The sequence below is a fragment of the Pseudomonadota bacterium genome (assembly GCA_022572885.1).
Classification (GTDB): domain Bacteria; phylum Pseudomonadota; class Gammaproteobacteria; order Steroidobacterales; family MnTg04; genus MnTg04.
Genome location: JACZVC010000025.1, coordinates 35,677 through 42,012, shown reverse-complemented (window position 1 = coordinate 42,012; position 6,336 = coordinate 35,677). Strand labels below are relative to the sequence as shown.

General features: G+C 55.9%; 9 protein-coding genes. 8 read left to right on the top strand and 1 reads right to left on the bottom strand.

The genetic code is table 11. The features are described from left to right. Positions 1-357: zf-HC2 domain-containing protein (locus IIA05_10045; protein ID MCH9027445.1), on the bottom strand; the 357-nt coding region annotated here is incomplete at its 3' end. Positions 358-446: 89 nt separating this feature from the next. Here IIA05_10045 and IIA05_10040 point away from each other — a divergent pair. The 8 genes from IIA05_10040 to IIA05_10005 all read left to right on the top strand — a co-directional run bounded on the left by IIA05_10040 (position 447) and on the right by IIA05_10005 (position 6,327). Then, positions 447-950 (top strand): sigma-70 family RNA polymerase sigma factor, encoded by a 504-nt coding sequence (locus IIA05_10040; protein ID MCH9027444.1) that lies wholly within the window; start codon positions 447-449, stop codon positions 948-950. A gap of 3 nt (positions 951-953) precedes the next feature. Continuing rightward, a complete protein-coding gene (locus tag IIA05_10035; GenBank protein ID MCH9027443.1) occupies positions 954-1,583 on the top strand; it encodes a hypothetical protein in 630 nt (209 codons plus the stop codon). Next, a complete protein-coding gene (locus IIA05_10030) occupies positions 1,580-2,557 on the top strand; it encodes a MucB/RseB C-terminal domain-containing protein (GenBank protein MCH9027442.1) in 978 nt (325 codons plus the stop codon). The genes IIA05_10035 and IIA05_10030 overlap by 4 nt, the downstream gene beginning before the upstream one ends. After that, the gene (locus tag IIA05_10025) at positions 2,554-2,976 is read left to right on the top strand and encodes a SoxR reducing system RseC family protein (protein MCH9027441.1); all 423 of its coding nucleotides are present in this window, start codon (positions 2,554-2,556) and stop codon (positions 2,974-2,976) included. Before IIA05_10030 ends, IIA05_10025 begins: the two co-directional genes overlap by 4 nt. A 31-nt stretch (positions 2,977-3,007) precedes the next feature. Beyond that, a complete protein-coding gene (locus tag IIA05_10020; GenBank protein MCH9027440.1) occupies positions 3,008-3,253 on the top strand; it encodes a glutaredoxin family protein in 246 nt (81 codons plus the stop codon). A gap of 76 nt (positions 3,254-3,329) precedes the next feature. Continuing rightward, on the top strand, positions 3,330-5,129 hold the full coding sequence (gene lepA / locus IIA05_10015; GenBank protein ID MCH9027439.1) for an elongation factor 4: 1,800 nt from the start codon (positions 3,330-3,332) through the stop codon (positions 5,127-5,129). Positions 5,130-5,165: 36 nt separating this feature from the next. After that, positions 5,166-5,936: a signal peptidase I gene (gene lepB, locus IIA05_10010; GenBank protein MCH9027438.1), complete on the top strand. Its 771-nt coding sequence runs from the start codon at positions 5,166-5,168 to the stop codon at positions 5,934-5,936. Between the two features lie 22 nt (positions 5,937-5,958). Continuing rightward, positions 5,959-6,327: a DUF4845 domain-containing protein gene (locus IIA05_10005; protein ID MCH9027437.1), complete on the top strand. Its 369-nt coding sequence runs from the start codon at positions 5,959-5,961 to the stop codon at positions 6,325-6,327. The last annotated feature ends 9 nt before the right edge of the window (positions 6,328-6,336 follow it).

The window sequence follows — 6,336 nt, the reverse complement described above, 5'->3', positions numbered from 1 at the left end:
GATCTGGCCTGCCTTCCAGGTCAGAGGCTGCGTATAGAACCAAAAGCTCACCATAATCACCAGCAACAGGGCTGCGGCCAGACCCATCCACTTGCGATAGGAGTGAGACAGTGATTGGAGCTCACCCCGGGCACTCTCGAGTGTTTTCGCGGCCAGATGGGGCGGGACTTCCACATTCCATCCCGCCTGGTGGATCCGTTTCACCAACATCCGTCGACCTTCCAATTTCCGAAGGCAGAGCGGGCAGTTGGAAAGATGTCGTTCCAGTGCAGATCGGGACTCCGAGCTGAGCTGTCCGTCCAGATAGAGATCGATGATCGACTCTAATTGTTTACACTCGTCCGTTTCCATTTTCATACTTCTCCTTAATAAAACTACTGCAAAATGACGTGAATTATTCCCGACCGACCTTGATCTTTCCCGACGAACGGTATTTATTGAAGATAATGACTGAAAGAAACTTCGAGAAGAAGGCTGCGCATTTTTTGAAAGACATCTACCGCTTCTTGTATCACCTTTGTGAAGACCCGCAAACGGCCGAGGATCTCACCCAGGAGACCTTTCTCCGCGCCTTTCGTTACCGCTCCTCATATAACCCTGATTTCTCGCTTAAGTCCTGGTTATTGAAAATAGCGCACAATCTCTATCGGGATTGGCTCAAAAAGAGCAGCTTGCGTTTTTCAATCGAGGACCCGGAATCGATCCCCAAAGAAGTCTCAACCCCTGCTTTCGAAGAGCGCCTGATGGAAAGAATCCCTGACAGGGAGGTTCTCCGAGCCATCACATCGCTCCCTGATGAATTCAGGGAGGTCGTCTTACTCCGAGACGTGGAAGGGATGAGTTACCAGGAGATCGCACAAACCATGGAGTGCCCGGTGGGCACGGTACGATCGAGGATATTCAGGGCCCGTGAGGCGATCGACAAGAAGATCAGGCCTTTGCTGGATTGAACAATGAACGAAAAACGGATCAAAAAAGACATGCAAACCAAGGAATTGGCCGGCGATCGATTGTCGGCGCTAATCGATGATGAACTGGCATCCCGGGAGCAGCCTTCGCTGCTTGCCCGGCTATGCCTCGATCCGGTCAGCCGCGGGAAATTCGGCCGTTACGCGCTGATCGGTAACGCGATGCGCGCGGGTAAACACGATTTGCTGGCGCTCGGCCTGGCCGACCGGGTAAACACTGAATTGGATGGCGAGGCTGCACACCAGGGCGGGCCGCGCATTGGCAATCACAAATTGATCCGGCCGCTGCTCGGTTTTGCGATCGCGGCCAGTGTTGCGGCGCTGGCGATCGTCAACCTGCCGGGTGCGGGTTGGTCGCAGGGGAATGGTTCGCCGGCTATCGCCGAGACGGCTGTGCCCAGTTACACGGTGCCGCCCGATTCCGGTTCGATCACCCGAGAGCCGCGCGTGTCGGCAAGGCTGGCGGGTTACCTGATGGATCACAGCGAGTTTTCGCCATCCCCGGTTCGGCGAAATGTCCTGTATGAGATCATCGGCCAGGAGGATGCTACCGCCGGTATTAACGAGCAGGCAGGCTCGGGGGCGGAGCCAAAGGATGAGAGTTCGGGTCGATGATCAGGATGCGCAGGATTCAATGGCTGGTATTGCTGTGTCTGTTGCCGTTTGCGGCGCCGGCCGAAGAAGCCGTTGACTGGCTGCGCAAAATGGATCACGCATTAAACACCCTGAATTATCAGGGCGTTTTCGTTCGCCTGCGTGACGGCAAGGTCGACCCGATGAAAGTCATCCACCGGGTACACGATGGCCATGCCGTAGAAAGGCTGATAGCACTGGATGGCATTGGCCGTGAAATTATTTCCAGTGGCGAAAAGGTCGTCTGTTTTTTCCCCGATTCGGAGTCGGTGGTCGTGGAGCAAAGAAGCGGGCACCAGCCATTGCTGGGTGCAATCCCTGCGCTCAGCGACGAGGTGTTGCAAAACTATTTGCTCAGCGTAAAAACCGGCAAGAGCGTGTTAAACCGTGCCGTCGTGATTGTCGATGTCAGCCCCAAGGATCATTTTCGATATGGGTACCGGTTGTGGCTGGACGAGCAGACCGGTCTGCCGCTGATCTCTCAGGTACGTGGTGGCCAGGGGCAGATTATCGAACAGATGAGGTTTGCCAGTATCGAGTTTCCGGATGAAATTCCGGAAGCTGCCGTGCAGTCCGGCATAGATGCCACCGGTTATCGCTGGAGCTATCCAGAGCGTCAGGAGAAGGAAACGCGGGGCGATGTGGTACAGGCCTGGCGGGCCGGCAATCTGCCCGCGGGCTTCGTCCTGGCAATGTATAGGCTGGACGCTCAGCCGCAGGCAAGCCAGCCGGTCGTCCACATGCTCTTTAGCGATGGCCTGGCGTCGGTTTCGGTCTTCGTGGAAAAGCCGGGGCCGGATGAGAAACCGCGCAGCGGACCATCCAGGCTGGGCGCAGCCAATGCGTACTCGTTGCTGGTCAAGGAGCACCTGGTAACCGCCATCGGCGAAGTCCCGCCGGTTACCGTTCGCGATATCGCCAGTTCGGTAGTAACAGGTTCGGCCATGAACCGATGATCAGGGAAAGCGGCTGCGTGGTGCGTATCGCCGGCCCGTTTGCCTGGGTCAGTTGTGAATCTCGTGCGGGGTGTGCACGCTGCGCCGAGGGTAAGGGTTGCGGAGGCGGCTTGCTCAGCAGGCTGCTTGGCGACCGGTTGTTTCAGTTGCGCGTACCGGTGTCCGCTGGTATCAGCGTGGGCGATCAGGTCCAGCTTGGCATTTCCGAGGGGGCGTTGCTTGGCGCCGCGTGCCTGATGTACTTGCTGCCATTGCTTGCCTTGATTGCCGGTGCGCTGATCGGCGATTTACTGGGCGGCGATGGTCCCGCGCTATTGCTCGGCGGTCTTGCCTTGCTCGCCAGTTTCGTCTTATTGCATGTCTTCAGGGAGCGGATCGCGCGCAGCCGCCGGTTTCAGCCGGTCATCCTGGAATCCTAGCTCGGCTTATTCATGAATAATCCGGGCTGACATGGGCGTGGAACTGGTCTTGTATAGCGGCAAGGCCTGCGGCCTTTGCGACCAGATGCTGGCTCGGCTGGAGCCGCTGTTACAGGCCCACCAAGCCAGCATCAGGGTCGTCGATATCGCCGGCGATGCCGAGTTGATGCACCGTTTTGGCACGCGTATACCGGTGTTGCTTTGCCACGGAGAAATCCTTTGCGAAGGGCATCTAGACCCGGACCTGGTCGCGCAAAGCCTGCGTCGCCACCGCTAAATAACGCGTATTCGAGCAGGTATGGCCACCAGCGTTTATAATCCCCGACTGTTGCCCTATTGGAGCGTTCTTCAGCATGGATCGCGAGCGCATCCGTAATTTTTCCATCATCGCGCATATTGACCACGGCAAGTCCACCCTCGCGGATCGGTTTATCCAGATCTGTGGCGCGCTCGATGACCGTGAAATGGCCGACCAGGTCCTGGATTCCATGGATCTGGAGCGGGAGCGCGGCATAACCATCAAGGCGCAGGCGGTTTCCCTGAATTACCTGGCCGACGATGGTCAGGAATACCTGCTGAATTTTATCGATACGCCCGGCCATGTGGATTTTTCCTATGAGGTCTCGCGATCGCTGTCGGCCTGTGAAGGCGCTTTGCTGGTGGTCGATGCTGCACAGGGTGTCGAGGCCCAGAGCGTCGCCAATTGTTATACCGCGGTAGAGCAGGGTCTTGAGGTCGTGCCGGTGCTCAACAAGCTGGATTTGCCATCGGCCGAACCGGAGCGGGTTATCCGGGAAATCGAGGAGATTATCGGCATCGAGGCCAGTGACGCGCTGCAAATCAGCGCAAAGACCGGTGCCGGCGTGCGCGAGGTGCTGGAACAATTGCTGGTGAGGGTGCCGCCACCCGGCGGCGACCCGGAAGCGCCATTGCAGGCGCTGATTATCGATTCCTGGTTCGATAATTATGTTGGCGTCGTCTCGCTGGTGCGCATCGTCAACGGCGTGTTGAGAAAAAAAGACAAGTTCAAGGTCATGTCGACCGGCAGAAGCCACCAGTTGGATCGAATCGGCCGGTTTACGCCGAAAATGTCGGACACCGACGAACTTGGACCGGGTGAAGTTGGCTATGTCATCGCCGGCATCAAGGAAGTGCACGGGGCTCCGGTCGGTGACACGCTGACGCTGGAGAAAAACCCCTGTGCGGAGCCGCTGGTGGGTTTCAAAAAGGTGCAGCCGCGGGTTTTTGCGGGCTTGTTCCCGATTTTATCAGACGATTACGGGAATTTTCGCGATGCGCTCGAAAAACTCGCCCTTAACGATTCCGCGCTGCATTACGAGCCGGAAAACTCAAGCGCCCTCGGGTTCGGTTTCCGTTGCGGGTTTCTCGGCATGCTGCATATGGAGATCATCCAGGAACGGCTGGAACGCGAATACGATCTGAGCCTGATAACGACCGCGCCTACAGTTATTTACGAAGTACTCACCAGCGCAGGGGAAACCTTGCGTATCGATAATCCGGCCCGCTTGCCTGAAAGTAACCTCGTCAGCGAGATTCGCGAACCGATTATTGAAGCAACCATACTGGTGCCGCCGGACCATGTCGGCGCGGTGATTAAACTTTGTATCGAAAAGCGGGGCGTACAGACCCGCATGCAATACCTCGGTAACCAGATTTCACTGGGTTACGAATTGCCGCTGGCTGAGGTGGTGCTGGATTTTTTCGATCGGCTGAAATCTGTCAGCCGGGGATATGCGTCGTTTGATTATCAGTTTGCGAGGTTTCAGGTTGCACCACTGGTCAAGCTGGACATCAAGATCAACAAGGAATGTGTCGATGCGCTGTCGGTTATCGTGCACCGCGATGCCGCCTATCGGCGAGGCCGGGCAGTGGTGGACAAGATGCGCAAACTTCTGCCTCGGCAAATGTTCGATTTCGCCGTGCAGGCATCGATCGGGAACAAGATAATCGCCAGTGCGTCGATCCGCGCGCTGAGAAAGAACGTGACCGCAAAATGCTACGGTGGAGACATCAGCCGCAAGCGTAAATTGCTGGAAAAACAGAAGGCCGGCAAGCGGAGAATGAAGCAGATCGGTTCGGTGGAAGTCCCGCAGGAAGCTTTTCTCGCAGTATTGCAGGTGGAGAAGAAATAGCCAATACTGCCCCGGAATCACGCAGAGGTTGCTTAGATGGTTTTTGATTTTGCCCTGATTTTGTCGATTGCCACGCTGTTTACCGGCGTCGTCTGGCTATTTGACGTGCTGGTTTTACGGTCCAGGCGGGCAGCCGTCGATGAGTCGGCGAACGAGCCGACACTGGTCGAATATTGCCGTACTTTTTTCCCGGTCATCCTTGTCGTCCTGCTGGTCCGGTCTTTCCTTTTCGAACCGTTCCGGATTCCTTCCGATTCGATGATGCCGACCTTGCTCGATGGCGATTTTATTTTTGTGAACAAGTACGCGTACGGCATACGTCTGCCAGTGATAAACAAGAAGATAGTCGAAATCGATGAACCCGAGCGTGGGGATGTGGTGGTATTCCGTCTGCCGGCGAAGCCAAATACGAATTACATCAAGCGCGTCGTTGGTCTGCCGGGCGATCGTATTGCGTATAGAGCAAACCGGCTGTATATCAACGGCGACCTGATGCCGACAAATATGCGTGGCGCCTACCGGGAATTTGGCTACCAGGCTAACCTGGTGGTGGAGTCGATTGGCGATATCGAGCATGAATTGCTCCTGGTGCCCCAACGATACAGCCGTGAAGGCGAATGGCAGGTTCCGGAGGGGCATTATTTTGTCATGGGAGACAATCGCAACAACAGCAGGGACAGCCGGTTTCCGGGTGTCGGCGCGATCCCCGAATCGCAGTTGGTCGGCAGGGCGGTCAGTATCTGGATGAACTGGAATTTCCCGGAGGATGGACCGCTTTGGCATCGCGTAGGCGAGAAAATAAAATAGTCGTTACCAACAGGAGAGAGTCATGCGTAACAAACAAAATGGAATGACCTTTCTTGGGTTCCTGGTGATTGGGATGCTGGCGGGCATGCTGGTTTTCGCAGGTCTCCGCCTGACGCCTGTGTACCTGGAATACATGAAAATCGTATCGGTCCTTGATGGCGCCAAGAAAGAATTCGATGGCACGTCGGTGGAACTGGGGATGTTGAGGCGTTCTATCCAGAGACGTTTTGACGTCGAAGCCGTATCGATTATTCGCGTTCAGGATATTCATCTGAGCAAGAGCGACACCGGTGGCTATATATTGCAGGTAAAATACGCGCACAAAGCGCCATATATTGCGAATATTAATTTTGTCGTGGATTTCAGCAAGACAGTAGAGATCGTGCGGTGATACAGGCGG